This is a genomic window from Sphingobium sp. LMC3-1-1.1 (assembly GCF_040676285.1).
Lineage (GTDB): Bacteria > Pseudomonadota > Alphaproteobacteria > Sphingomonadales > Sphingomonadaceae > Sphingobium.
This window is the reverse complement of record NZ_JBEGHQ010000023.1, coordinates 235,448-257,664: the sequence shown is the minus strand read 5'-3', so window position 1 is coordinate 257,664 and position 22,217 is coordinate 235,448. Positions and strand designations below refer to the sequence as shown.

Sequence of the window (22,217 nt, the reverse complement as noted above, 5' to 3'; positions counted from 1 at the left end):
CTATTCTCCCTCCGCTTCCAGCGCTGCCACCAGTTCCGCCACCTGATCCTGAAGCTGGCGCGCCTCGACCAGCGCGCGCATCCGGGCGGCGGGTGCCAACCGGTGATCGGACAAAGCGGCCTTCATCGCGCCCATCACGTCGGACGCCTCGCCCACCACGTCGGCCAGGTGCTCGCCCAGCGACCGGCGCTCCCGCGCATCGCCCCCTTCGGGCACCAGCAGGAACCCGGCCTGCCGGGCGAGCGCGCGAGTGATCCGCGGATGTCCCGGCTTGCCGACGGTCAGTTGCTCCAGCTCCGCCACCAGGTCGATCGGCATGAACTCGTCCCGGTTCGACGAGCAGTAATGCGATATGCGCGGCTGCGAGCGGCCCAGCAGCCGGGCGACCTTCTCCTGCCCGTTGACGTCGTCGACCGCAGCGCGGGTTTCCTTCTTCAGGTAAAGCTGGTCGGCGGAGAGCGTGACGCCATTAGCCATGACGATGGCTCCACAGCGCGACGGGCCACAGCAGCACTGCGAAGAGGCAGCACAGCACGAAGGTCGACCGGTCGACCGCGCCGAAAAATTCCCTGATCTCCGCGCATTTCGGTGGCACGACCAAAACCGCGACATTGGCCCCTATCGCCAGCCAGGCGACGATCCAGTCGTACCACATCATGCCGCGGCACCCAGATCGGGCGTGCTCATGCACGGGTCAGCATTATGAGATGACGGCGCCGCCAATGCGCTGGCAATATCCGCACCATGGGGCATGATCTCGACAATGCGCTTGGCCGCCTTCGGCATCCGCTCATCTGGCCAGTTCGCCGGATCGCTGAGCCACGCCATCACCCGCGCATAGTTGCGCACGGTGATGTCGCGCTGTTCCCGCACGCGGGCGAAGAACTGGCTACTTGAAATGATCCGTTCCGCCAAAGCGGTAAGGGGCTTGCCTGCCTTTGCCGACCAGATTTCGGCTAACGCCAGCATCGGATCGATGAGGACAGAGGATGGATTGTCTTGGTCCACGGTTAACGGCTTCCTCAAATCGGATACCGTTATATATGACGGTTTTTGCGTCACCGTCAACCGGTACCGATGACGATAGCATGACGCCCAGCAAATCCGGCATAAATGCCGCGATGTCTGACACTCTCAAAGACCGCATCGAACAACGTTTGAAGGCCGTCCATCGATCGGCGGCTAACGTGTCGAAGGCTGCGACCGGCAATCCGGACGCGATTCGCCGCATCTATCGCGGGCATATGCCAAGCGGTGACAGGATTGAGAGCATTGCGCGGGAGCTGGGCACTACCGTCGCTTGGCTTCTCGGCCGCGATGAACAGCCGGGCCTGCCCGAATCCCCCGCCGCCGAACCCTACCCTTTTCCATCGGCGCCAGAGGCGACCCGCGCCCTTGCCGATTTGACCAGCTTCGACCATGCTAAACTTGGGAAGGACGTGGCAGTTCTGGGAACGGCGATGGGCAGCGACATGCATTTCGACCAGGATGGAATCAGCAAGATTGTCGAAATGATCGAGCTCGATGAGAATGAGGTGATCGACTATGTGCGCCGCCCATCGGGGGCCGCAGGCCGCAAGGATATCTACGCCATCTATCACACTGGCATTTCGATGCAGCCGCGCTATTGGCCCGGCCAGCTATCCTTCATCGAAACACGGAGGGAGCCGAGCGTAGGCGATGGGGTGATCGTTCAGGTCGCGCGGCCTGACGACTTTGACGGCGACATCAGGATATTCAGCGTGCTGGTGAAGACTCTCCTCAAACGCACAAGTGAATATGTGGAGCTGGAGCAGTATAATCCGCCACTCGTCTTTCGACTGCCAGCGAAGCATGTTCACCGAATGCATCGCGTGATGGAAAACAACGACCTCTACGGCATCTGAGCGGCAACAGCCTCTTTCAGGCCGGCCAGGTCGAACAGAAACTGCGGTGCCCCCTCTTGGAAGACGGTGACTTCGATCGCCAGACGCCGCGCACCGGCCAGTTCCTTTCCGAACAATTCGCCGTCGACAACGCGTAATCGGTTTGGCGCATAATCCTCCATCATCTCCAGCCAAATCCGATGAGGCGCACGATCATCGAACCGAACGAGCGCAGTGCAAGGCTGGCTGGCAAGGCAAACCAGTTGACCACGCGTCAGCTCAATCATGACGCCTTCTCCACCCGCAGCGTTTCGAGCAAGCCAAAGCCGCAACGCTGATCCGCCCCGATAAGGCGCCGCGAACTCGTGGCGATTTTCCGACTCGATTACCAAAGCCAGATTGTCGCCACCCCGAATCGGATCGGCACTACGCAGCGCCCGCCATCGGCCCGTCCCTTCGGCAACGGCCGGATGCCCCGTTTCCGAATGCATCGGCAGCGCCGCAAGCGCCGCCGCAGGATGTGCGATCAGCATCAGAAAAGCCCCGAAACCCATTGATTCCCTCCAGTCTCACTGCGCTCGAAAAGTAACTCCGAAGCCTATGGCAATCATCCCGTCATCTGTGACGCTTGACCCGTCATTTATGACGGTATATCTCATGCGTCATATATGACGGAGTTTGCGCCATGCTTCAGACACCAACCGAATTCCCACACGTCGGCAGCTATGCCGTCTTTCGCGGCACGAAGGTGCGCATCCAGCGCATCAACCCCAACGGCACGCGCCTGGTGATCGGCCAGGCCGAACGGCGCAAGGTGGTGACCGCGACCGTGGCGCTTGACCAGCTCACGCCATGGTCCTCGCCCGAAGATGCCGTCGACCTGTGGGCATCCTCGCGCATCGCCTGCGTCAGCAGCTCGGCCTTCGCCGTGATGGATGATATCTGGGCCGACTTCCTCGCCTGGTACCGCGCGGTCTACCAGAGCGAGCCGACGATCGACAAAGCCGCACTGGACCGCCGCCTGCGCGCCTGCGGCTTTCAGGCGACAAAGGGCCGACAGCTTCATCGCAACGGGATCCGCAGCGGCTTCTGCCTCGCCCTCTATGCACCGAAGGAAGCGGCGGCATGACGCCGGGCGCGGTCGTGCTGATCTTCGGCACCGCATGGTTCGCCCTCGCCCTCATCTGCGGGATGCTGGCCGAATATCATGATCACATCATCTCCGCCCTGTCGGGCGAGCCGATGCCGGGCCAGCGCTTCCGCGAGGGGCAGCCGGTGGACGGGAGGCGCGGACGATGAAGGATTTTACCCCGACCGCCGAGCAGATCAGCCTGCATGGGCTGGGCTTCATTCAGGTGAAGCTGCCGGCAAACCAGCGCCTGCATGTCTGGCACCCCGATCTGCCGCGACGCAGTTGCTATTTCCATTCCTCGATCCACAACCACCGCTTCAGCTTCGTCAGCCGTGTACTGATCGGGCAACAGGTGAACCGGCGCTTCGATGTCTATGCATTTGATCGCGGTTCGCACGATCGCATCAGCCATGACGGGCCGCGCAGCGAGAAGGGCGGCCGCCTGTCCTATGTGGCCGAGCGCGTGCAGGTCGAGGGCGGCGACATGGAAGTGATCCCGGCGGGCGGCGTCTACTTCATGCCAAAGCTCGCCTATCATTCCACGCCCAATGAGGGGATCGTGGTCACCCTCATGAGCAAGGTCAGAGAGGGTGACATTCACGCCTCCTCCCTGATCAGTCACGGCGTTGAATTCGATCAATCATTCGACCGGTTTCAGGTCTCGCCCGCCGACCTTTGGGCCATTGTCCTTGACGCCCTCAAAGGTGCCGCATGACCGCCGCGCCCCGCAGCACCGCCGCCCGCTTCCGCCCCGCCTGGCGCACGCCGGCCGGAGAGGCCCGTACCGTCAAGAATGTAGGCGACGTCGAGATGACGGCGCGCGGGTTCGAGCGACTGACAGCTGATGGCTTCAAGAGGATTGGATAACCATGACCCACCCCCATGAAGGGCTTCAAGAGCCTGCGCTGAAACCCTGCCCGTGGTGCGCTGGCCGCGCCGTCATGCGGCGGGACGATGACCCCGGTTATCCATGGTATGTCACGTTCGATCATGCGGATAGCTGCCCGATGTATGCTGTTCCGACTGACTTGTTCCGGTCATTCTCCACGGAAGCGGAGGCCGTTATCGCATGGACCCCGCACGCCACGTGTCCGGCAGTTCAGGACCAGGGATTATGCGATGCGCTGGAGCGGATAGCTGGCAAGAATGACCTGTCGGGCGTTCCCGACGATGAGGTTGAGGCTGCTGCCCGCAATGCTCTCTACGAGTGCGAACTTATTGCCCGTGCAGCCCTTTCCACTCTCCCCCAGCAAGCAGCGACCGACAAGGGGGAGGGACTTGAGCGGCTGGCGAGGGCGATCCAAGACGAGGCCAACCCCGGCCATGGGATCAGCGACCTTGCATACCGGCAAGCCCGCGCCTGCGTTGCCTTGCGATCCACCTCATTTCTTTCGTCCGATGCGACGCTCCGGGAGGCGTTAGCGCCGTTTGCCAAAGAGGCGCTAGGGTGGGATGAGCACAAGAATGACGGCTTGGTCTACGAAGATCACGAAAGCATCGACGCAGAGCATTGCCTAACAGTTGGCAATCTTCGCCGCGCCCGTGCGGCACTGCTCTCCACCCCCACATCCCAGCCAGCCGCAGCAGAAACGAGGATGAGGGAGGCTTTGGAGCCGTTTGCGCGCATCGCAGAGCATGTTGAACGCACCGACAAGCGGGATGGCGATGTGGTGCACCGGCAGAACAAATTGCAGGGCGGCTATGCCGAACTGACCAAGAACGACTTTCGCCGCGCTGCCGCTGTCTACTTCGCCCTCACGCAACCCGAACCCACAGCCCAGCAAGGGGGTGAGGAAGGCGGAGAGGAATGGGCTTCCCGATCTCCAGCGCACAATGACGCATTCTGCCTGATCAGAGAATTGGGCCAGTGCGCCGATAAGGCCGAGATTATTGTGTCGGCGTTTCAAGCGGCGAGGGACGCAGCCCTGTCAGCCCAGCAAGCAGCGGGGGAGGCGGTGGCATATACCGGAAGCGGGTCATTGATGGCGCTCAAGGATGGTCGTGAAGGCTTCATCTGGCCGACGCCCTCCGATGCGCACCCGATCCCCCTCTACGCCACCCCACAGCCGACAGAGACGCAGCGGATAGTTGCGAGCGAGCCTGACGACTTCCAAGCGGGCGTTCAGCAATGGATGCTGGCCTGCTTCGGGGCGGAGATAGCCGGTGATCTTCTGGAGCGGGCCGACCGCTTCACCGAAGAGGCGTTGGAACTGGCGCAGACTATGCCCGGGTTCAATGCCGAGCGCGCCCATGCGCTGGTCGATTACGTGTTCAGCCGCCCCGTTGGCGCGCGCGGGCAGGAAGTCGGTGGCGTCATGGTCACGCTGGCGGCCCTGTGCAATCCGGTTGGGCTGGACATTGTCGAGGAGGCCGAACGCGAACTGGCCCGCATCTGGACGAAGGTTGAAGCGATCCGCGCCAAGCAAGCGGCAAAGCCAACTGGATCAGCCCTGCCTATTGCCAGCGGCGAGCATCAAGCGGGAGAGCGGCAATGACGCGCGCATCCGCCTTTTTCGCCGCGCTGGTCGCCGTTGCCGTGCTGATGCTGTTCAGCGTGGTCGACTTCGGCAAGCTCCCCTCAATCCCCGGCAACCGCGCAGACTGCGGCGCGCCGGTAGAGGAGGCCACCCATGGATAAGCCGCAGCGCATCCAGCTTTCCCGCACCAAGGGCTGGAAGATGCCCCCCGACACCGTGAAGGTCGACCGATCGACCAAGTGGGGCAATCCCTACCCTGTCGACACCACCCGCACAGCGCCCATGGCCGTCGCATCCTTTCGCCTGCACCTCCTGGCCAGCCCCGCCCTGCGCGAAATGGCGAGCAGGGAACTACGGGGCAAGAACCTCGCCTGCTGGTGCCGGCCAGGCGAGCCCTGCCACGCCGACGTGCTGCTGGAGATCGCCAATGGTTGACCTCCTCCAACTCGCGGACCGCGTCGAGCGCGGCGAGATCAAGGCGCTGTCCATCAAGCAGCCATACCCCCATCACATTTTCCATGACGGCAAGGATGTCGAGAACCGGGACTGGTCGACCAGAGGACGGGGCTGGTTCATCATTCATGCCGGCGTGTCGAAGAGCGAGCTGGACATGGACGATCCAGCCGAAGCCGCCATGCCACGCGGCGGCGTCGTGGGAATGGCCCGCATCGTCGATTGCGTGACGGAAATGGATTCGCGCTGGTTCTTCGGCCGCTATGGCTTCGTCCTGCGCGACGCCTTTCCGCTGCCACTGGTCGCCTGCCGGGGCAAGCTCAGCTTCTTCCATCTGGAACCGGACACGCTGCGTGCGGTGGCCCAGCACATTCGGGAGCGCGCCAATGGCTGACCGCACCAGGATCGAGTGGACCGACGCCACGGTGAACGCCATCAACGGCTGCTCCGTCCTGTCGCCGGGCTGCACCAACTGCTATGCGATGCGGCTCGCCGGAACACGGCTGAAGCATCATCCCTCCCGCGCCGGCCTGACCATCGACAGCAAGGCCGGGCCGGTCTGGAACGGCGAGGTCCGGTTGAACGAGGACCAACTGCTCCAGCCGCTTCGCTGGGCAAAGCCGCGCCGGATATTCTGGAATGCCCACGGCGATATGTTCCATCCGGCCGTGCCCGATGAATGGATCGACCGCTGTTTCGCCGTCATGGCCATGACGCCGCAGCACATTCACCAGGTGCTGACGAAGCGTGCCGAACGAATGCGCGCCTACATGGAGCGTGCATGCGGACGTATCGCAGATACGATCATCTCGATGCGGCGGCATCGGGGTGAGCGCGTAATTACGGTGCCGCTGGACCATGTCCGGCCGGGCGCTTCTTGGTGGCCGCTTCCCAACGTCTGGCTGGGCGTCTCAGTTGAAGACCAGGCCCGCGCGTTGACACGCATTCCGGACCTGCTCGCGACGCCAGCCGCCGTGCGCTGGCTATCCTGTGAGCCGCTGCTCGGCCCGATCTATTTGACCGACATCGCCGATGGCGGCTCAACCGTGCTGGATCCCGAATGTTGGGGCGATTGCAATTGCAGCAGACTGTTCGGCTATGACCCAGGCTGCCGTCGTGCCGGCGGAGACGGCACGCTCACCCGCAAGATCGATTGGGTCGTCGCCGGCGGTGAGAGCGGACCCGACGCGCGGCCTATGCACCCGGCGTGGACTCGCACGCTACGCGATGACTGCGCACAGGCAGATGTGCCGTTCTTCTTCAAGCAATGGGGTAGCTGGATTCCAGTTTGTGCGATGAGCGAAGATCTGATCGACAGTTGCTATCACCCGGCGCCAGCCCGCCATCCAGAGGCATCCCGTCGTTGCAAGGTCGATTCCCACATCCTTCACGATGACGGGTCGCAGCATCACTTCCTGGAGGATGGCGCGTTCCTGCACGGCACCGGTGCCATGCAGATGATGGCGGTCGGCAAGGGCAAGGCTGGCCGCTTGCTCGACGGCATCCAGCACGACGGGATGCCGACATGAGCCGCTATCTCAACTCCGATCCGATCGCCCCCGCCACCCTCCAGCGCGCCGCGCAGGATGAACGGGCGCGCCGGGCCCAAGCTTCACGCGCTGCGGTCGAGGCGGGAAAGGTGTCGAAGGAAAAGGCGGATCAGGACGATGCGCTATGGTCGAACATCGTCCACTATTTCCGCCGCTGGTCTGGCGATCGGCGCGAGCCGCGAGACTGGTCCAAAGCCGAGCGCGAGACGATGGCCCGCAACGCCCGCGCGACGTTGCAGCGCATGCTGGTGGTGCTCGCGGGCAGCACGAGGCCGGAAGACCTGGCGAAGCTGAAAGCCTTGATGCACATCGCATGGGCGCTGGAATACCCGCTGCTCTACACGATGATCCATCCCCTGCCCGACGGCCGGGAGAAGGCGTTGGCGGCATGATCCCGGCTTGCCTCCGCATCGTCATCGCCGCCCGCCTTGCGGAAAGACAGCGCGTGCTGATCGGCTCGCGCAACGGACTGGAAAAGCCTTGCCGCCTGTGGACAGGCGCGCAGTCGAAGGGCGGGAAGCGGCCGAACGGCGGGCCCTATGGCTCGATCTGGATCCCCGGCTTCAACGCCGTACGCGTTCATGTCGCGGTGGCTTGGGTAACGGGCATCATCCCGACGCCGCGCGTGCCGGAAGGCATGAACCTCGACCACCGCTGCGAGCGGACGCTCTGCATCGAGGAATCGCACTATGAGCTGATCCCGGCCGTGCAGAATCAGGCGCTGCGCTGGAGCCGCAGGAGGAAGGCGGCATGAGCAACCTCATCGACCTTGCAGAGCGAATTGAGCGGGCGAAGGGGCCATCCTATGCGCTCGACTGCGAAATCTGGGACGCCATCTATCCCGGCGAACGCCAAGCGCGCTTCGACAAGCTGACAGCCAAGGGCCAGCCATATTACAGTCGGCTCGGGCCAGCGGACATGGACGGCTATGTGCAGCCGCTGCGGGCGTTCACGGCATCGATCGACGCGGCGGTGACGCTGGTGCCGGAAGGCTGGCACGGATCAGTAGGCGTAGGACGTGGTGCAGCGGAAGTTTGGAAACCTGGAAAGATAGACAGCAACCAGTTTGGTTGCTCCGCCACGCCAGCCCTCGCCCTGACCGCCGCCGCCCTCCGCGCCTGCTCCTGTAACCAGGCTTCATCGTGACGGACATGACCCCGATTCGCGCTGTCCGGGCGCGGTGGCCCCGGCTGCTGAAGGAACCGGAGGCCTGCGAATATCTGTCGATCGGCAAGTCGACGCTCCGCGATCACGGCCCCAAACCCAAGCATTTGGGGCGCGCCGTGCTTTACGATATCCGCGACCTCGATCGCTGGGCCGACAGGCTCGACGACCAGCCCCTTGAAGAATCCGACCGCAAGGAAGAAGCTGCCCATGTCGAAGACGCATTTTTCCGAAGGCGCGCCGAAAAACGTGGCAGAGCTCAACCTTGAATATACCTATCTGGCCAAGGGCAGATATTGGCGCTTTCGACGCGGCGGCCGCGACACGAAGATCAACGGCGCACCCGGCAGCAGGGAGTTCTTCGAACATTATCAGGCGCTGATGGCGCAGGAGGACGCGCTCGCGTCCGACCGATCGCCGCCGCGCAGCTCGTTCAACTGGCTGATTCGCAAATATGAGCGCAGCGCCGAGTTCAAGGCGCTCGCGGTCACGACTCGGAATGATTACAGCGCAACGCTCCGGCTGCTGGAAGAGGAGCTGGGCGAGCAGCCCTTTCTCTACATCACCCGCAAGATGGTGAAGGCCGTCCGCGACGACTATGCCGAGACCGCGCGCAAGGCCCACAAGGTCAAGCAGATGGTGAGCCGCCTTTACACATGGGCCGAGGAGGAGGATCTGGTGCCGGAGGGAATGAACCCGGCCGCCAAGATCAAGCGGCTGAAGGCCCAGGGCGGCGAGAAGGAAATCACGGTCTGGAGCGACGAGGAAATCGACCTATTCCTGAAGCACTGCCCCGATCGCATGGTCACCCCGGTGCTGCTCGCGCTCTACACCGGCCAGCGCAAGCAGGACATCCTGACGATGAGCTGGACCAATTTCCAGGGCGACATCATCCGCGTGCGCCAGTCGAAGACGGGGGCGCTGCTGGACATCCCCTGCCACCCGAAACTGAAGACGCACCTGGTCGCGGAAAAGAAGAAGCGGGAGGGCGCGTTGATCTGCATCCGCACCGCCGCGACGCAGGATCATCCGGCCGAGGTCTGGAACCCGAACGCCTTCGGCGCGGCGCTATACCGGGCGGTGCAGGCGACGCCCGACATGCCGGCCGATCGGTCGCTGCACGGACTGCGCTACGCCGCCGCCAGCCGCATGGAAGAGGCCGGTTGCACGGTCGCTGAAATCCAGTCGATCCTCGGCCACAACACCTTCAAGATGGCGCTGAAATACGCCACCCAGCGACTCCGCGCGAAGGCCGCGATGGAGAAGTTGCAGGCGTAAGAAATCGGGGCAGTGCGAACTTTCCGGGATTGCACTGCGAACTTTTCCCGTCTAGGAGCGCCAAACCCACGCAAAACTGCGATCGAGGCCCGATGGCGGAGTGGTGACGCAGCGGACTGCAAATCCGTATACGCCGGTTCGATTCCGGCTCGGGCCTCCATTTCAGCTTCCAGAGACGTCCGCAGACGTCCGATAAATGGCTGATTTCTGCCGTTTTTTGTGCTAGACTTGCCAGGCAAATCCGGCCGGCTCCATCCTCTTCCGAGTACAATGAGGGTACAGTTGATGGACCGCCCGCCGAGCACCGCTTGGGAGGTCCATCATGGCAGAAGGCAGCAGTCGCAGAACAGGCCTCACCGCAAATGCGGTGAAAAACGCTAGGCCCAAGGAGAAGCCGTACAAGCTCTCCGATCGTGATGGCCTTTACCTCCTCGTAAAGCCGACCGGTGTCCGGTACTGGCGCATGAACTATCGCTTCAACGGACAGCAGCGCACCCTGTCGTTTGGCCGCTGGCCAGAAATCATGCTGAGCGAGGCGCGGGAAATGCTTCTCGAGGCGCGACGGAAGCTGGCGAAGCGAGTCGATCCGGCCGAGCAGGCGAAGCTGGACAAGATCGCCAAGTCATTGGCTGCAACCAACACCTTCGAGACAATTGCGGAGGAATGGCTGGACAAGATCGAAAAAGAGGGCGCCGCGCCGCTCACCCTTAAAAAAGCAAGATGGCTACTGGGCAAAACCTACGCCGCGATCGGTCGCCGCCCTATTACCGAGATTTCAGCGCATGAGCTCCTCTTGGTCCTGAAAAAGGAGGAGGCCACGAAACGCTACAATACAGCCAACCGCATTCGCAGCACCTGCAGCCAGGTATTCCGCTACGCGATCGCCACCGCCCGCGCTCAGCGTGACATCGCCGTGGACCTACGGGGCGCACTCATCACGCCGCGTGAACAACATCGCGCCGCGATCACGACGGCCGGTGAAGCCACCGCATTGCTGAGAGCCGTTGAGGATTACGAAGGCAGCCCCCTCACCCGAATTGCCCTCCGCCTCCTTCCGCACCTTTTTGTTCGTCCTGGTGAATTGCGATGGGCTGAATGGAAGGAGTTCGATTTTGAAAAGGGCGTATGGACGATCCCAGACTTCAAAATGAAGATGCGCCGCCCGCACGCCGTCCCCCTGTCACGGCAGGCGCTCGCCATCATAAGCGAGATCGACCACGACGCTGCGTACAGCGATTTTCTGTTTCCTTCGTTGCGGGCGCTTGATCGACCGATGTCGAACAATACGATCAACGCTGCCCTAAGACGGCTTGGCTATTCCAAGGATCAAATGACCGGCCACGGCTTCCGCGCTATGGCGGCGACGCTCCTCAATGAGATGGGTATCTGGAACCCTGACGCCATCGAACGCCAGCTCGCTCACGCAGACGGAAATTCGATCCGCCGCGCCTACGCGCGCGGGCAATATTGGGAAGAGCGGGTCCGAATGATGCAGCACTGGTCAGATTATCTCGACCAGCTACGGGACGGCGCTACCGTTTTGCGACCGAAATTCGGGCATAGCGGATCATAATTTGCCATTGAGGAATCGATGGCATAGCGGCCGCAACTGGCCGATAGGCGAATGTCCGCTTCGGAGCTGGGTCGCGCGGATAGCTGCATTCACGCGGTGTCGATTAACAACCGCAGGACAGTATGCGATAATCTCAATAACCTTGCTTTTTTGTGTTCGCCCCACGGCCCCTCCGTACCCCTGCCGCACTCAGATCCTGCCACCGATATAAAATAGCGATGTCCATTGCTTACGACGGATCGCGGTTGCGCGGTCGGTCATGCCGAACGGGAAGAATTCTGTCATATGAGGTACGACAGCGATGGTCATACCTTTAGCCAGCTCTGCCCCATGCAGGGCATCTTCCAGTGCCCATATGACGCGGTACATCGGCTCTAGAATTTCAATCACGGTCCAGACGACGTGCCCTCGGGTCACCCTGGCGAGCTCTAGCTGATACGTGACGTCAATCGTGAGGTCATACTGACCCTTTGGCCCCATTTCCCATCCAAATAGCCCAAGGGCTTCGCAGTGGGCACGGGAGCGGGTCATGATGCTTTCTCGCTTCTTATGGCTCAGCGAGGCCTCTGCAACCTTCATATGAACACCGAACCATCGGGTCAGAGGGTCAATGTTTGCAGCGCCGCTCACCAACTGATCGATGTTGAAATACCTAGCCCCCTTGGCGAACTCCGAAAGCGCGCCAAGCATTTCAGTTTGGAAGGCTGGTGCCTGGAACCAGCCGTCGACCACGCCCACGCGGTGGCCTACCTTCTCGACTGCCGTATAGAGCGTGGTGATTGAGTGCCCGAAGCTGCGAAGGTCTCTATCTGATGGAGTGCTAAAATCGTGCCGCGCCATGTGGTCCAGTATGATGACGATCTTCATCAGCCGTTCTAGCGCTATGGAAAGCTGGAACAGTGCGGAATATACGGTGCCGGGGCGATCGTAATCAACCGATGCCATATCCTGGAAGCCCGTCAGAAAGGCTCGGCTGGCAAGGTGGCCTTCTTGGCTTAGCAAACGAAACTGCTGTGATACGATCATCGGCTAGCTTTCTAGTGCGCGCAGGTCTGAGCGTAGCCCCTAATGCACCTGAAAATTAATGGGATTGAGCAAGACCCACCTGCGCCCACGCCGCTCCAAGGTTCCACTAACCTCGACCGCGCGCCCAGCTGCGTGCGCCTCAACGGCTTGGAGGTACTCTGCGGGGTTAAGAGAGGCGCGGACCGTTATGTCACCGGTCGCTTCGCTGGACCACAGGATCGCAACCTCTCGGTCCCCCATCATATCCAGAAGGTCCGATGGGTCGGCTTGGGAGGCAAGCCGGATGACCCGGCCAAATACTGTCTCATCCCATGATGAAACACGGGAGCGCAGCACCTTTGCAGCTTCTCGCACGGCTTCGACCTGACGCGGGCCAACCATAAAATGCTCGGGACCGACGTGGATTGCCCGTACGTCCTTCCATTCGGGACTAAAGGAGAAATCGAAAACGATGCCGCTCGGCGATGTGCCGTCGACCAAGGCAGCCAACTGTTCGCACACGTTCGCACTAAAGCCAGTCTTGGTGGTGTCCGTGATCGGATCGGTACTGTCGGTCGAGACAGCTACCGAGACCGCTTCAAGGCCGCGCACTAGGCGCTGGATTACCCTACGCTCGAAAGGCGGTGCGGGGTCGATTCCAGGTAAGGTGGATTGAATTGACGGTTCGATGGGTGATTCTACGGTGAAGCCGAAACTGCCCCTGAAAGTGTGGCCAAACCGGCACCGATTGGCGTAATCTGACGCCTCCTTTTTTGTCCGCAGGTAGTAGGGCAGGGGGTCTAGCTCGGTGTGCGCCGTAGCTGCCAGAACACCACGGATGCCAAGCACAAAGCTCTGCGCCATTTCTAAACGGATTGAGTCATCGACCACCAATGCATCAGGGATGCGAGACCGCAGTACGTCGAACGCGACCTCCCGTATGGAGCGCGCAACGTCTAACTCGGCCCGGTCCTCAATAGCTGAGAGGGCGTCTATAACCCGAGATACCTGTGAAGCATATTCCGAGGAACTGATGCTGTTTGGTACAACCAGCTCGATCCCTCTCAAATCCGGTGATCCTGAGACGAAAACCTCAAAGTTCCGGTTCCCTCCGGTTCGGCTTCGCAAGAGCGCATGGGCAGTAGACTTTTCCGATGAGGCCAAGACTGTGGACGACGCACGCACATGCCAGCCCGTCGCCACAAGGTATCGCCGGAGCATGTCCAACGGAACTGCACCGGGACCAGTATCGCGAAAATCCATCATGCCGCTTGCTCCTCTCGCCGCGACTTCTCCGCTGCCAGCAGATCGATGAGGCTATCCGGCGTCAAAAGCTGATCCAAAGGGATTTTGATGCGCTTAGTGGAGTCCTCGTTGCCGACCACTGGGCCTTGGAATGTGTGATAGAAGCAGCAATTGCGCAGGATCGTAAGTTCGTTCGTTACGGAGTGCCAGTGAGTGGCATCCTTGGGGAGACAGAGGAGCACGAGAATAAGCGTCGTTTCAGCTGGCGTTCTCGAAACGATGTCGTTGTAGGTTTTGGACTCAAGATCATAGATGACCTCGTCGTCTTTAATCTCCCAATTAACCGTCGATTTCGCCTGAAAGTCGAGGCCAAAGCCGGAAACGACGCGCCTGGTGCCGCGATGGATAACGGTGTTGAAGCTGCCATCCACGCCGTAGTCGTGGACGTGGGCTTTACCCAGTAACACTCCTGCCGATGCGCAAATGGCGTAGACGTGCGCGGCGCAAAGGTTTTCCTTGGTGTGTTCTATAGTTATCGGCACCTAACGCTCCCCACCCCTGCATCGCGCGGCCCGTTTCTTTTGCTGGATAGCTCTAGCTTTCGACATGTCAAACAATTGTAGGCGCGCGCAGGCAAGGTGGTACTGAAAAGGACTGATTGGATGATGGTCGCGCCCCTTCAAACAGCGGGGCGCCGCTGCCAACTCAAAATTTCAAAAAGGTCCGTTTTATGGGCGCTCCAGATTGCCACATGGTCGATGAATCACCGACCGCTTTGATGCTTGGCTATTGCGCCACTGATTGACGACATTGGCGTGCAAAAGCGATGGTGATCCACAGCGTTAGTAGCGGTATAGCTTCGTCAGATGCTCAAGACTGCCAATTTCGATCATTACGAAAAGGTCGGCAGATTGAGTCTCGGGCTTCGACGGTAGCACAAATCGAGATTCATTTTGCCAGTCATACTCGGGCGGCTTCATCAGCACAACCCGTTCGGGGAATGCCCAATCCACCCCGGGTATTGCGTCTAGCGGTCGGTATTCTACAGACCCGAATGAAGTCTGCGCATAATCCAGCTTTGAGTGGCGACACGCACGCGCTTTTAGTCGTGCGACAATCTCGTTCGAATCACTGATCTCGACGCAGAAAGGACCGAGCTCTTTGACGCAGCGGTCGGATGGCTCATTACTAACGCAGTAAACAAACATGTTTTGAGCGGCGGTGGTGAAGCTCACGCCGGTCAGCTTACGACCGTCTTTCACCATTGTGATTTCCAGCCCTTCGGGCGGAGCGTAGTGCAACGCCCCGTCCCTAGGATCACCTCTGACGCCGCCATCTTCGTATGCCCGATACGAGGCGAGTGACCCAAACCGCATCTGGCCGCCAGTTATGAATGCGTTCGCAAAGCGTTCTTCAGAAAAGTACCGGTATATCGGCATTCGACCTCATAGGTGGGCTGTTGGCCTTAACGGACTGACGGTGTGCGCGGAATCACATTTCGCAAAAATATATCTCGTACTCCAGGGACCAGCAAGAAGTGGCACCGAACGAGTGTCGTGTTTTGGGAATGAGGCCGCTCAGTTCGAATGACCGATAGTGGCGCGTTGCTGTCGAACCGCTTTCTATCAGATCAACGATCTTCCAGGCGCCGTACCAATGCCTTGATCCCCTCGACTGGGACCAGTGTCGCGCTTCCAAGCTTGAGCGTCCTGATCTCGCCCTCGGCAATGAGTTCATAGAATTTGCTGCGCCTGATCCCCAGCATCCGGCAGGCATCGGGAATGCGCACCGTGATCGGCTCGATCCTGTCCTGAGACGGCAGGTCGATATTCTTGAACGGTCGATGTTCACGGCTCATTGCAAACTCCTCAGCTTTTGGATGATGGGATCGTCGGTGGCTGGCGGCGCCTTGCCCGCGAACCGATCGGCAATCTCGTCGATCAGTTGCGCAAACAGCTTGGCGCCTGCGGCCTGTGCGGCTTCGCTAACCGGGTTCATGGCCCCGGTGACGAGCTGATGCCGGACCATCCGCGCCAGTACCTCCCAGACCAGAGCCTGGTTGCGCCGCAGCCAGTCGGTGTTGCGGTCGATCCTGGTAAGGCGAATGCCAATGGCTTCGTCGCTCTTCGGCGCCTGCCGCCGGTTGAACCAGGCGTCGAGTGCCTCGACCAATATCTCCGACCGCGCCCGGCCCGAACTTTTCGCCAGATGCTCGAGCCGCCTGCTCATCTCCTCGGGCAGGAACAGTTGGTGCCGGGTCTTGTAGGTTTTCATCGGGCGTCGGCCTGCTCATGATGATGTCCGGTGGCAGCGGACCAGCTTAGCGCAAGGGGGGACACAGGAGCGATCCGCTGCCATGGACGATTATGGCCGTTCGGCCTCTGTTTGGGGATGGTGCAGATCGGCCCAGATCGGCCCGGATCGGACTCACATGCCGCCGATTGTCGGACCGCCGCGGCCCCGGCCGATGGTCCAGCTGATCGGCCGGTCCTCGCGCATCAGCCCGGAAAGCTGCTTGCCCACATGGCGGTCCAGCTCGTCGCGCCAAGGGACGAGCGTGAATTCATGGCTGCGCTCGATCAGCGCGAACCGCCCGGAGGTCATATCGACCCGACGCCTGAGTGTCCCCTCCACACGCTCACCCGGCACCGTCTCGGCAAAGGGCAGGCCCATTTCCTTCGAGAGTTGGTTGGCTACGGCCCGCACCTCGCGCTCTCTGAGAATGCGCAACAGATTGCGGCGGTAGATCACCTCTTCCCCCTGCCGTTCGGCCAGTTGCTGATCGACCAGCCATTGCTGGCGCAGGGCCAGCGCCTTGCGCACCTCCTGACCATAGCCGCTGCTGGCAATGGCGGTCTTGTCCGTCGCCGTCAGTTCCTTGTCCAGCCAGGTGGCAGCCTGAACGCCTGTCTGCTCGAGGATCGGTGCGGCCGACAGCATCTCCACCTTCACCGGCTCGGCGCGAGCCTTGCGCTGCTCATAGGCGCGCACGGTATCGAGATGATCGGGACCCATCTTCCATGTGCCATTGGGCTCGCGCTCGGGCTTGCCGGTCGCCTTGCGGATAGCCTCCAGCCGCCGCACATGGGTCTCGACAAAAGCCTCGCTGGCATCGGGATCATGGTTGAGGTGAATGCCCAGGCTGTAATGCCCGGCATGGGCGCCGGCGATCTGGGCGACGGTACGGTCGACGGCGCGCGGTTCTGTCTGCCTGGGTGTCAGGCTCACCATGCCGCCGACCGGCGTCGGCTCGGCGCTGGTCCCGACATCGACATAATGGCTGCGTCCGTCGATGCCGTCGACCATGAGATAGCGGCGCTCATGATCGTCATCGGCGGCGCCCCGTTTCATGACCTTGCCAATGATGGGCCCCGTGATCTGTTCCGGCGCCTGATCGATGCCATGCACGACATAGCGGTGGGCATCGATCCGGGGCGCTTCCTTCTCCCGCGTCATCTCCCGATGCATGAGGCGGATGATGTCGCCCCGCATCCCCATGTCGGCGAGCGTCTTTTCCATATGCGGCGCCAGCGACCAGGAGAGCGGTCCGGCGGGCTCCGCCAGTTCCATCCGCTCCAGCACCCGCGCCCTGGCGACGAGCAGTTGCTGCTGGCCCGCATCGATGCCCTGCGGGCCCTCCATGTGGCGCAGGTCGATGACATGGTCCTGTGCCTGTGACAGCATCATCCGGTCGAGCCGGGTCAGCCGTTCGGCATCGACCTCGCGTTCGAGCTGCTGGCGCACCTCGATCTCGCTCTGCGGACCCAGGGACCGGGTCATGATTTCCGATGCCCGATAGCGGATGGCATGGGCGATATAGTCGCCGGCTATGTTCAGGGTCTTGCCGTCCTCGGTGACGCCCCGGATCAGGATATGGCTATGGGGGTGTCCCGTGTCGAAATGATCGACCGCCACCCAGTCGAGGGTCGTGCCCAGATCCTCTTCCATCTTCGCCATCAGATCGCGGGTAAAATCGCGCAGCGTATCGAAGGCCGGGCCGTCCTCCGGCGCGACGATCAGGCGGAACTGATGACGGTCGTCCAGACCCCGTTCCGCAAAGGCCCTAGAATCGGCCTCATCCGCGAACGTCGAATAGAAGCGCCCCGGCTCACCATCGCGGCTGACGCCATCGCGTTGCAGATAGCGCAGATGCGTCCCCACAGCGCCGACCTTGCCGGCGAGCTTCACCACCCGCGCTTTCACCGTCACCCGCCGGGGCCGCACCCGCATGCCGCTGCCCCGGTCAAAGGACCAGCCCGAACCGCGTGGCACGGCGGCCGCGATCCGCGCGCCGCGACCCCGTGCATTGAAGCGGCCGGAGCGAGGGCCAGAAGCCGACCCATCAAGCCCCAGGCGGCGCGGGTTGCCGCCGCGCCGGGCAACCTGCTTCAGAATCTGCGAGCGCAGCCGAGCCGCACGCGGCGGGCGGGCGCCCTTGCGCCGCGAACGCCCGACGCGGGGCTCGAAGCTATCGTCATCCTGTGCCATCATCGAGGATATGGCGAGAAAGGCCCCAGGACCTCAAGTATCTCGCGCGAAAGTCACGCTTTGCTGCGGCTTTGCGAGCAGACAGTGCCGGTTTTCTGGCTATCGGGAGATAGGCCGTCTCCAGCAAAAAGGATGTGCAGACAAAGGCTTGGCCGGGCAGATGCGACGAAGCGTGCCGGCCTTTATCTTGCTGCGATCTCCTAACCCGGCACCCCTTCCTTATGTTCCCTATATGTTCTATTCTCAGGCCCATAGCGATTCTCAGGGAAGGGCCAGGCATGGGCGTGCAGATCGAGGCAATGGACGGCGGCAGGCTGAGGCTGAGCGGCGAGGTCGAGACCATATTCGACCTGCCTGCCAGCGCGGTGACAGACGGCTTTTCCTTCGCCTTTTCCGATGGGACATTGCTGCGCGGCCATCATGATATTGGCAGCGGGCGCTGCCATTTCACGCTCGCGGCGGAGGGTGCGGCCATTGTCAGGATCGTGCGTGATGGACGTCACGACCAGGCGCAGATTGAATGGAAAGTCGAATGGATGACGCTCGCCTGTGGCAGCAAGACGCTGTGTCCGATCCATGCCAAACCGCATGATGACGGGCGGCAATTGGTGCTGGATATAGAAGCCAGGGAGGCGGCGTGACGCGCTGCGCTCAGGCAGCCTTGGCGAGGGTTTCGATGCGGCTTTCGCAAGCTTCGCGGACAAGATTTTGCAGCAGCGACACCCGCTGCGCGATCCAGTCCAATTCCTCTTCGGTGATGCGATAGGCGCGTGAATAGCGGGCCTTGATATAGGCATCTCGCAGCAGGGAATAGCAGCGCTTCTCAAAACGGGTCTCGCGGGGCCAAACGGTTTTGAGCGACGGCTCCAGTTCCTCGGCCAGATCGCGCAGCCGGTTCAGATTATGGCTCTTGGGGCTGTACAAAGTGCGGACGAGAAACAGGCAATGATAGAAGCGCTCGGTCGCCTGATGCAGGAGAAACGCCGCTTCCTTCGGACGATCCATTTCCTTCACGAGCTGACTCGTTTTCAGGAAAGTTTCAGCGCTTTCAAACCACTCGTCGAAATAGTCCTGCGTCTCCTTGAGCGCCTGCTCCGGCGATAGCGGTTGTGGTTCGACAAAGGGGTGGCCCGGCTCCTCGAACAGGGCGATGCCGTCGCGCAATATGTCCATGAAGAAATAGCGACCCAGCCGCAGCTTCTCGTTCACATCGTCGAGGCTGTGATAGATCAGGCTGACCGGCGTGCGCAGGATTGTGCCCGCCGACAGGTCGGCGAGAAGCTGCGCCTCGGTCTTCTCCCAAAACTCCGCAATGTCGGTCAGATCGTCATGATTGACGACGATCAGCAGGTCATAATCGGAGAAATAGCGGCCCACCGGGTCTTCGACCCAATCGCCCCGCGCATAGCTGCCGAACAGGATGATCTTGAGCAGCCTGCCGTTACGATAGCGCGGCTGGGTGCGCTGCGCGGTGGCACGGGCAAAGCCCTCGCGCACGGTCTCGACCACATGCGCCAGTTCGCGCCGCTTGCCTTCGGGCAGATGGTCGAGGCTGGTCTTCATGGCCCTAGTCCTAACCTGCTATCGCAAATCCGCCAACCTCGCCGCGTAGCAGCGACGAGGTTGACGGCATGAAATCTCTCCGCCTCGCAATCATTTGCGCCACCATCGGCGCGGTGGCGATGCTTCTCCATGGCGCAGATGGTAACCGATATGGGCGATGGCGCGGCCCATCTGCCGCTCGACGGCCCGGACGGAAAGGCCGGTTATTCTGGCGACCTCCTCATAGGTCATGGCGTCGAGCCGGACGGCGAGGAATATCTCGCGGCGCAGGCGCGGCATCGTCAGCAGGGCCGCCTCCAGACGTTCCAGCCGATCAGGATCGGGGGTGTCGGTCATGACATGTCTCCCGTTCAAAGGAAGGACCGGCGGCCTGAAAGACCGCCGGTCAGGGCAGGTCATGCAGCCAGCGACAGGGGCGCGGGTTCGGCGTCCACGGTATCGGTGGATAAGGCCATGGCCTCGGCGGCCCTGGCTGTCCGGCTGACGCTGCCAACGCCACCCCGCTGCGTGTAGCTGCTGGGAGGAAAATACAGCCAGCGCGGCACCCAGCCCTCGACCTTGGCGCGCCCGTTGGTGCCCGCAAGACAGTCGCGGATGATCTGCCGCTTGGTCTTGCCGGTCTCCTTCGCATTGGCCTCGGCAATATCCTTGCCCGCCACCTCGGCCAGCATGGCGTCGATCACCACACGGTCGCGCAGACTATCGAGCAAGGCATCGTCGGCCTGCCAGACCTGCGCCATGTCGATAGCGAGTTGGACGCCCAGCGCATCGACAAGATCGCACCTGGCATCCAATGTCTCGCCCATCGCCACTGAGAGAATGGCCATGACGGTGGCATCGTCCAAGGTGCAGAGCTTGGCATAGAGGCTGGTCAGCCCATCGCTGCCACCCGTGATGGTTGGGGTATCGGGATCGAAGTCCAGTACCGCCAGCAGCCTGCGCCGCTCGGCATCGAACTGCGCCTCGGATGGGCTGTTCTCGACGCTCTCGGCAATCGCATCGGCGGCGCGCTGCGGTTCGGTTCGGATCGTCCAGAGCGGCGATCCTGCGATCATATGCGCCACCGCTACACGCAGGCACAGGCCAGGCTGACCGATCATCCGCGCCCGGACGGCAGCATGGCGATGCAGGTCGATATAATCCTGCTGGCTGCTCGTCACTTCGGGCCGTGAGGGCTTGTTGGTGATGTCCTCGCTCTCACCCTGCTTGGCAAGCTTGCGGGCCTCCTTCGATGTGAGATAACCCTCATGGAAAGTGACATCGCCCCTATGGCTGGTGACGACATAGACCTTGCCGCCCTTGCGCTTGGGGCAGCGCTCATATTCCCAGCCATGGAAGGGTTCGCCCTGCGGGAGAAGGACGACATCGTGCCACCCGGCATCCCGATATTGCTCGACCCGCGCCTCTATCGCCGCATTCTGGGCCTGCCAGAAGGCAGCGACATCCGCGAAATAGCGCTCCTCCCCGAACAGGTCGGCAACAATCCCACCGTCATAGCTCTCCACATCGAACAGCGCCGCCTTGACCGGGATCGACACCCCTCCGAACAGCCACGCCTTCAACGCCGATCCCGTCGGCACATAGGCGCTCTCGTCATCGAGCAGGGCCAGCCAGTCGCGCTGCTGGGATTTGGAGGCAAGGGTCAGATGCCGCACGGTTACCGTGTCGATCTTCCCGGATCGATAGAGATTGCGGATGCGGGGCAGCAGATTGCCCAGGGCTAGGGTCCGTTTCACCTGCAACGTGGTAAGCCCGAAGGTCAGCGACAGTTCCTCGACGCTCCGTCCCTCGCGCATCAATCGCGTGAAGGTCTCGCACTGGGTCATTTCATCAGGATCGAGCCGGGCGATATTCTCGATCAGCGAGGCTTCCAGCGCTGCCGCATCGTCCCCTGCCTCGATCACCGCGCAGGGCAGCGGATCGGCTTCGCCGCTTTCTTGCGCCACGGCCAGCGCCGCCTGATAGCGCCGCTTGCCTGCCACGATCTCATAGGTGTCCGGACTGCCATTCACCCTCACGATCAGCGGCACCAACACGCCCCGCGCCCTGACGGACGGGAGGATATTGGACAGGTCCGCCTTGCCCTTGCCGCGCATGTTGACGGCAGAGACGGCGAGCTTTGCGATGTCGATATGCTTGAGTTCCATGATCCTTCACTCCTTCAAACCGCAGCAACCGGCGCCGGAATGGCGGGTGGGCGGCAGGAGCGGACCGGCAGGCCCGCCGGCAGAGCCGGGCTGCATCCGCAGGACCGGAACGCAGGTGGAGGACTCCGGTGAAGCCGGAGTTGCGGCCCGGCGCGGCGGGCCTAAAGGGCAAGCGACGCCCACCCGCCAGATCGACGCCGCCAAGGCCAACGCTGTCGCACCGCAGGCGCGGCGACCGCCGGGGCGGTGCGTAGCACCGGCCCTCATGCGTTACTGA

The 22,217-nt window shown here is 61.9% G+C and carries 32 protein-coding genes and 1 tRNA gene; 19 read left to right on the top strand and 14 right to left on the bottom strand.

The features are described from left to right. From MRBLMC3_RS14585 to MRBLMC3_RS14575, 3 genes are read right to left on the bottom strand one after another with little or no spacing between them, the layout of a single operon-like run. Window positions 1-477 carry a phage regulatory CII family protein gene (locus MRBLMC3_RS14585; protein ID WP_363829912.1) on the bottom strand — a complete coding sequence of 159 codons (477 nt, stop codon included), beginning with the start codon at window positions 475-477 and terminating at the stop codon, window positions 1-3. Continuing rightward, the gene (locus MRBLMC3_RS14580) at window positions 470-658 is read right to left on the bottom strand and encodes a hypothetical protein (RefSeq protein WP_363829910.1); all 189 of its coding nucleotides are present in this window, start codon (window positions 656-658) and stop codon (window positions 470-472) included. Before MRBLMC3_RS14580 ends, MRBLMC3_RS14585 begins: the two co-directional genes overlap by 8 nt. Beyond that, window positions 655-1,008: a hypothetical protein gene (locus tag MRBLMC3_RS14575; RefSeq protein ID WP_363829907.1), complete on the bottom strand. Its 354-nt coding sequence runs from the start codon at window positions 1,006-1,008 to the stop codon at window positions 655-657. The genes MRBLMC3_RS14580 and MRBLMC3_RS14575 overlap by 4 nt, the downstream gene beginning before the upstream one ends. 80 nt (window positions 1,009-1,088) lie before the next feature. On the opposite strand from MRBLMC3_RS14575, the gene MRBLMC3_RS14570 reads away from it, so the two are divergent. Further along, complete coding sequence (locus tag MRBLMC3_RS14570; protein ID WP_363829906.1) at window positions 1,089-1,886, top strand: hypothetical protein; 798 nt, start codon at window positions 1,089-1,091, stop codon at window positions 1,884-1,886. Here the strand turns inward: MRBLMC3_RS14570 and MRBLMC3_RS14565 are convergent. Further along, window positions 1,874-2,152, bottom strand: a complete 279-nt coding sequence (locus MRBLMC3_RS14565) for a hypothetical protein (protein ID WP_363829903.1) — start codon at window positions 2,150-2,152, stop codon at window positions 1,874-1,876. The two genes, MRBLMC3_RS14570 and MRBLMC3_RS14565, sit on opposite strands and share 13 nt — an antisense overlap. A gap of 398 nt (window positions 2,153-2,550) precedes the next feature. On the opposite strand from MRBLMC3_RS14565, the gene MRBLMC3_RS14560 reads away from it, so the two are divergent. The 16 genes from MRBLMC3_RS14560 to MRBLMC3_RS14485 all read left to right on the top strand — a co-directional run bounded on the left by MRBLMC3_RS14560 (window position 2,551) and on the right by MRBLMC3_RS14485 (window position 11,492). Further along, the gene (locus tag MRBLMC3_RS14560; RefSeq protein WP_363829900.1) at window positions 2,551-2,994 is read left to right on the top strand and encodes a hypothetical protein; all 444 of its coding nucleotides are present in this window, start codon (window positions 2,551-2,553) and stop codon (window positions 2,992-2,994) included. Continuing rightward, entirely contained in the window at window positions 2,991-3,164 is a 174-nt protein-coding gene (locus MRBLMC3_RS14555) for a hypothetical protein (protein ID WP_363829898.1), read from the top strand. Before MRBLMC3_RS14560 ends, MRBLMC3_RS14555 begins: the two co-directional genes overlap by 4 nt. Continuing rightward, complete coding sequence (locus tag MRBLMC3_RS14550; RefSeq protein WP_363829896.1) at window positions 3,161-3,712, top strand: hypothetical protein; 552 nt, start codon at window positions 3,161-3,163, stop codon at window positions 3,710-3,712. Before MRBLMC3_RS14555 ends, MRBLMC3_RS14550 begins: the two co-directional genes overlap by 4 nt. Further along, on the top strand, window positions 3,709-3,864 hold the full coding sequence (locus MRBLMC3_RS14545; protein WP_363829893.1) for a hypothetical protein: 156 nt from the start codon (window positions 3,709-3,711) through the stop codon (window positions 3,862-3,864). The genes MRBLMC3_RS14550 and MRBLMC3_RS14545 overlap by 4 nt, the downstream gene beginning before the upstream one ends. Before the next feature lie 74 nt (window positions 3,865-3,938). Continuing rightward, the gene (locus MRBLMC3_RS14540; RefSeq protein ID WP_363829890.1) at window positions 3,939-5,492 is read left to right on the top strand and encodes a hypothetical protein; all 1,554 of its coding nucleotides are present in this window, start codon (window positions 3,939-3,941) and stop codon (window positions 5,490-5,492) included. Further along, the gene (locus MRBLMC3_RS14535; RefSeq protein WP_363829889.1) at window positions 5,489-5,635 is read left to right on the top strand and encodes a hypothetical protein; all 147 of its coding nucleotides are present in this window, start codon (window positions 5,489-5,491) and stop codon (window positions 5,633-5,635) included. The genes MRBLMC3_RS14540 and MRBLMC3_RS14535 overlap by 4 nt, the downstream gene beginning before the upstream one ends. Then, complete coding sequence (locus tag MRBLMC3_RS14530; protein ID WP_363829886.1) at window positions 5,628-5,909, top strand: DUF4326 domain-containing protein; 282 nt, start codon at window positions 5,628-5,630, stop codon at window positions 5,907-5,909. Before MRBLMC3_RS14535 ends, MRBLMC3_RS14530 begins: the two co-directional genes overlap by 8 nt. Continuing rightward, window positions 5,902-6,321, top strand: coding sequence for a hypothetical protein (locus tag MRBLMC3_RS14525; RefSeq protein WP_363829884.1), 420 nt, complete (start codon window positions 5,902-5,904; stop codon window positions 6,319-6,321). The genes MRBLMC3_RS14530 and MRBLMC3_RS14525 overlap by 8 nt, the downstream gene beginning before the upstream one ends. Next, window positions 6,314-7,456, top strand: coding sequence for a phage Gp37/Gp68 family protein (locus MRBLMC3_RS14520; protein ID WP_363829882.1), 1,143 nt, complete (start codon window positions 6,314-6,316; stop codon window positions 7,454-7,456). The genes MRBLMC3_RS14525 and MRBLMC3_RS14520 overlap by 8 nt, the downstream gene beginning before the upstream one ends. Next, window positions 7,453-7,869: a hypothetical protein gene (locus MRBLMC3_RS14515; protein WP_363829879.1), complete on the top strand. Its 417-nt coding sequence runs from the start codon at window positions 7,453-7,455 to the stop codon at window positions 7,867-7,869. Before MRBLMC3_RS14520 ends, MRBLMC3_RS14515 begins: the two co-directional genes overlap by 4 nt. After that, the gene (locus MRBLMC3_RS14510) at window positions 7,866-8,231 is read left to right on the top strand and encodes a hypothetical protein (protein ID WP_363829877.1); all 366 of its coding nucleotides are present in this window, start codon (window positions 7,866-7,868) and stop codon (window positions 8,229-8,231) included. The genes MRBLMC3_RS14515 and MRBLMC3_RS14510 overlap by 4 nt, the downstream gene beginning before the upstream one ends. Next, entirely contained in the window at window positions 8,228-8,623 is a 396-nt protein-coding gene (locus MRBLMC3_RS14505) for a hypothetical protein (RefSeq protein WP_363829874.1), read from the top strand. The genes MRBLMC3_RS14510 and MRBLMC3_RS14505 overlap by 4 nt, the downstream gene beginning before the upstream one ends. Continuing rightward, window positions 8,620-8,910: a helix-turn-helix transcriptional regulator gene (locus MRBLMC3_RS14500; RefSeq protein ID WP_363829871.1), complete on the top strand. Its 291-nt coding sequence runs from the start codon at window positions 8,620-8,622 to the stop codon at window positions 8,908-8,910. The genes MRBLMC3_RS14505 and MRBLMC3_RS14500 overlap by 4 nt, the downstream gene beginning before the upstream one ends. After that, on the top strand, window positions 8,852-9,919 hold the full coding sequence (locus MRBLMC3_RS14495) for a tyrosine-type recombinase/integrase (protein WP_363829868.1): 1,068 nt from the start codon (window positions 8,852-8,854) through the stop codon (window positions 9,917-9,919). Before MRBLMC3_RS14500 ends, MRBLMC3_RS14495 begins: the two co-directional genes overlap by 59 nt. 86 nt (window positions 9,920-10,005) lie before the next feature. After that, window positions 10,006-10,079, top strand: a tRNA-Cys gene (locus tag MRBLMC3_RS14490). Window positions 10,080-10,241: 162 nt separating this feature from the next. Further along, window positions 10,242-11,492 (top strand): tyrosine-type recombinase/integrase, encoded by a 1,251-nt coding sequence (locus MRBLMC3_RS14485; RefSeq protein WP_363829865.1) that lies wholly within the window; start codon window positions 10,242-10,244, stop codon window positions 11,490-11,492. 189 nt (window positions 11,493-11,681) lie between these two features. Here the strand turns inward: MRBLMC3_RS14485 and MRBLMC3_RS14480 are convergent, their stop codons facing one another. The 7 genes from MRBLMC3_RS14480 to rlxS form a co-directional block, all read right to left on the bottom strand. Beyond that, window positions 11,682-12,518, bottom strand: a complete 837-nt coding sequence (locus MRBLMC3_RS14480; protein WP_363829863.1) for a hypothetical protein — start codon at window positions 12,516-12,518, stop codon at window positions 11,682-11,684. A 39-nt stretch (window positions 12,519-12,557) separates the two neighbouring features. Beyond that, window positions 12,558-13,763, bottom strand: a complete 1,206-nt coding sequence (locus tag MRBLMC3_RS14475) for a hypothetical protein (protein WP_363829860.1) — start codon at window positions 13,761-13,763, stop codon at window positions 12,558-12,560. After that, a complete protein-coding gene (locus MRBLMC3_RS14470; protein WP_363829857.1) occupies window positions 13,760-14,284 on the bottom strand; it encodes a DUF4365 domain-containing protein in 525 nt (174 codons plus the stop codon). Before MRBLMC3_RS14470 ends, MRBLMC3_RS14475 begins: the two co-directional genes overlap by 4 nt. Before the next feature lie 300 nt (window positions 14,285-14,584). Then, entirely contained in the window at window positions 14,585-15,007 is a 423-nt protein-coding gene (locus tag MRBLMC3_RS14465) for a hypothetical protein (protein ID WP_363829855.1), read from the bottom strand. A gap of 365 nt (window positions 15,008-15,372) precedes the next feature. Further along, a complete protein-coding gene (locus MRBLMC3_RS14460; RefSeq protein WP_363737249.1) occupies window positions 15,373-15,600 on the bottom strand; it encodes a helix-turn-helix domain-containing protein in 228 nt (75 codons plus the stop codon). Beyond that, on the bottom strand, window positions 15,597-16,016 hold the full coding sequence (locus tag MRBLMC3_RS14455) for a hypothetical protein (RefSeq protein WP_363737250.1): 420 nt from the start codon (window positions 16,014-16,016) through the stop codon (window positions 15,597-15,599). Before MRBLMC3_RS14455 ends, MRBLMC3_RS14460 begins: the two co-directional genes overlap by 4 nt. A 153-nt stretch (window positions 16,017-16,169) precedes the next feature. Then, entirely contained in the window at window positions 16,170-18,233 is a 2,064-nt protein-coding gene (gene rlxS, locus MRBLMC3_RS14450; RefSeq protein WP_363829852.1) for a relaxase/mobilization nuclease RlxS, read from the bottom strand. A 275-nt stretch (window positions 18,234-18,508) separates the two neighbouring features. Here rlxS and MRBLMC3_RS14445 point away from each other — a divergent pair, with 275 nt between their 5' ends. After that, window positions 18,509-18,871 (top strand): hypothetical protein, encoded by a 363-nt coding sequence (locus MRBLMC3_RS14445; protein ID WP_363829850.1) that lies wholly within the window; start codon window positions 18,509-18,511, stop codon window positions 18,869-18,871. A 10-nt stretch (window positions 18,872-18,881) separates the two neighbouring features. On the opposite strand, the gene MRBLMC3_RS14440 is transcribed toward MRBLMC3_RS14445, so the two are convergent. The 3 genes from MRBLMC3_RS14440 to MRBLMC3_RS14430 form a co-directional block, all read right to left on the bottom strand. Beyond that, window positions 18,882-19,793 carry a HEPN domain-containing protein gene (locus MRBLMC3_RS14440; protein WP_363829847.1) on the bottom strand — a complete coding sequence of 304 codons (912 nt, stop codon included), beginning with the start codon at window positions 19,791-19,793 and terminating at the stop codon, window positions 18,882-18,884. Window positions 19,794-19,883: 90 nt separating this feature from the next. After that, window positions 19,884-20,129, bottom strand: a complete 246-nt coding sequence (locus tag MRBLMC3_RS14435) for a sigma-70 region 4 domain-containing protein (RefSeq protein ID WP_363738185.1) — start codon at window positions 20,127-20,129, stop codon at window positions 19,884-19,886. 59 nt (window positions 20,130-20,188) lie between these two features. Then, window positions 20,189-21,940, bottom strand: a complete 1,752-nt coding sequence (locus MRBLMC3_RS14430; protein WP_363829844.1) for a ParB/RepB/Spo0J family partition protein — start codon at window positions 21,938-21,940, stop codon at window positions 20,189-20,191. Between MRBLMC3_RS14430 and MRBLMC3_RS14425 the strand changes: the two genes are divergently transcribed. Continuing rightward, window positions 21,939-22,217 (top strand): hypothetical protein, encoded by a 279-nt coding sequence (locus tag MRBLMC3_RS14425; RefSeq protein ID WP_363829841.1) that lies wholly within the window; start codon window positions 21,939-21,941, stop codon window positions 22,215-22,217. The genes MRBLMC3_RS14430 and MRBLMC3_RS14425 overlap by 2 nt on opposite strands.